2 protein-coding genes and 1 pseudogene are annotated in these 2,328 nt (G+C 42.6%); all 3 read left to right on the plus strand.

Annotated features, from left to right (window positions below; translation table 11 throughout):
• Window positions 1-241: pseudogene (locus tag GMD4S_RS00390) on the plus strand (3-isopropylmalate dehydratase small subunit); the annotation flags it as partial.
• Window positions 242-266: 25 nt separating this feature from the next.
• The gene (locus GMD4S_RS00395) at window positions 267-1,046 is read left to right on the plus strand and encodes an L-threonylcarbamoyladenylate synthase (RefSeq protein ID WP_000160520.1); all 780 of its coding nucleotides are present in this window, start codon (window positions 267-269) and stop codon (window positions 1,044-1,046) included.
• A 198-nt stretch (window positions 1,047-1,244) separates the two neighbouring features.
• Entirely contained in the window at window positions 1,245-2,231 is a 987-nt protein-coding gene (locus GMD4S_RS00400) for a GMP reductase (RefSeq protein WP_000931181.1), read from the plus strand.
• The last annotated feature ends 97 nt before the right edge of the window (window positions 2,232-2,328 follow it).

The raw sequence follows: 2,328 nt of genomic DNA on the forward strand, positions 1-2,328 counted from the left end.
GCCCATTGTTCAGCCTAGGGAGGTTAGAGAAAAACTAGCCCAACTTAAACCGACCGATCAGGTAACTGTGGACTTGGAACAACAAAAAATCATCTCACCAGTCGGAGAATTCACTTTCGAAATTGATAGAGAATGGAAACACAAGCTTTTAAATGGTTTGGATGATATCGGAATTACCTTGCAGTATGAGGACTTGATTGCTGCCTATGAAAAACGACGACCAGCCTACTGGCAGGATTAGTAAAAATAGAAAAGGAAATAGAACTATGACAAAACACATTCAATGGAACGGAACACTTTCACAAGAAGGCTATAACATTTTAAAAGGTGAGGGCGGATGTATCGTTTGTCCTACTAAAGTTGGTTACATTATCATGACTAGCGATAAGGCAGGTCTTGAACGCAAATTTGAAGCCAAAGAGCGTAACCGTAACAAACCAGGTGTTGTTCTCTGCGGTAGCATGGACGAGCTTCGCGCTTTAGCACAACTCAACCCAGAAATTGAAGCCTTCTACCAAAAACATTGGGACGAAGATATTCTCCTAGGTTGTATCCTTCCTTGGAAACCAGAAGCCTTTGAGAAACTCAAAGCATACGGTGATGGCCGTGAAGAACTTATGACTGACGTGCGTGGTACTAGCTGTTTTGTCATCAAGTTTGGTAAAGCTGGTGAACAACTGGCTGCCAAACTTTGGGAAGAAGGTAAAATGGTCTACGCCTCATCAGCTAACCCATCTGGAAAAGGAAACCGTGGTAAGGTGGAAGGTATCGGGGAACGGATCGAAGGAGCAGTGGATCTTGTCATTGAAGCAGACGACTATGTGGCATCTATCCAACCTGACAAAACGATTGAAACTCGCTACGAGCAAGGTGTGATGGTATCTATGGTTGATAAAGATGGTAAGCTCATCCCAGAACAAGGAGGAGACCGTTCAATCTCACCAGCACCAGTCGTTATCCGCAAAGGGCTTGACATTGATAAAATCATGATGCATTTGTCAGATACCTTTAACTCATGGGACTACCGCCAGGGTGAGTATTATTAAGATTGGAGAAGAGGAGAGAATCTAATCTCTCTTTTTTCTCTTTCTATTTCCGAAACAAAAACCGAACTATATAATTTGATTATTAAAAATATTTGACAAAAACTGTACTTTGGCTTATAATAAGTTAAGGAAACGTCGGAAAAGGCGTAGGGATGCGCAAGCATAGGTAGGTCATTACAAAAGAAACGAGACATCGATATGTTAAATGAATTTCCAATTTTTGATTACGAAGATATTCAGTTGATCCCAAATAAATGTGTCATTAAAAGCCGTGCAGAAGCAGACACGAGTGTCACACTTGGAAATCACACTTTCAAACTACCCGTTGTACCTGCAAATATGCAGACGATTTTGGATGAGAACGTAGCAGAGCAGCTTGCTAAAGGTGGTTACTTCTACATTATGCATCGTTTTGACGAGGCTGGGCGCATTCCTTTTATCAAGCGCATGCACAACCAAGGGCTCATTGCTTCCATTTCTGTCGGTGTCAAGGACTACGAGTATGACTTTGTTAGCCAACTCAAGGCTGATGCTCCGGAATATATCACGATTGATATTGCTCATGGTCATGCAGATAGTGTGATTTCAATGATTCAACACATCAAGAAAGAATTACCAGATACTTTTGTCATTGCTGGTAACGTTGGGACACCAGAAGCTGTTCGTGAATTGGAAAATGCCGGTGCGGATGCTACTAAGGTTGGAATCGGTCCTGGTAAGGTTTGTATCACCAAGGTCAAGACTGGTTTTGGTACAGGTGGCTGGCAGTTGGCTGCCCTTCGCTGGTGTGCTAAGGCTGCGCGTAAACCGATCATCGCTGATGGTGGCATTCGTACTCATGGTGATATTGCCAAGTCTATTCGTTTCGGTGCCAGCATGGTCATGATTGGTTCCCTTTTTGCAGGACATATCGAAAGCCCAGGAAAGACGATTGAAGTCGATGGCGAACAATTCAAAGAATACTATGGTTCAGCTTCTCAATACCAAAAGGGTGCTTATAAAAATGTGGAAGGAAAACGTATCTTACTGCCTGCTAAAGGGCATTTGCAAGACACCCTTACTGAGATGGAGCAGGACTTGCAAAGTGCTATCTCTTATGCAGGTGGACGAAAGGTTGCTGACCTCAAACACGTTGATTATGTTATCGTGAAAAACTCTATCTGGAACGGGGATGCTTCCCACTAATGGACGCTTAGTCTACCCATAAAAAACTTGTTATTAGAGCAAATTTCTGTTATAATAAGACAAGTTTCCACCCTTAGTGTAATGGATATCACGTAAG

The organism is Streptococcus sp. GMD4S (assembly GCF_000296955.1).

Bases quoted from the DNA above. Each gene is read 5' to 3' on its own strand.
- GMD4S_RS00395 (WP_000160520.1), top strand. From the start codon at position 267: ATGACAAAACACATTCAATGGAACGGAACACTTTCACAAGAAGGCTAT.
- GMD4S_RS00400 (WP_000931181.1), top strand. From the start codon at position 1,245: ATGTTAAATGAATTTCCAATTTTTGATTACGAAGATATTCAGTTGATC.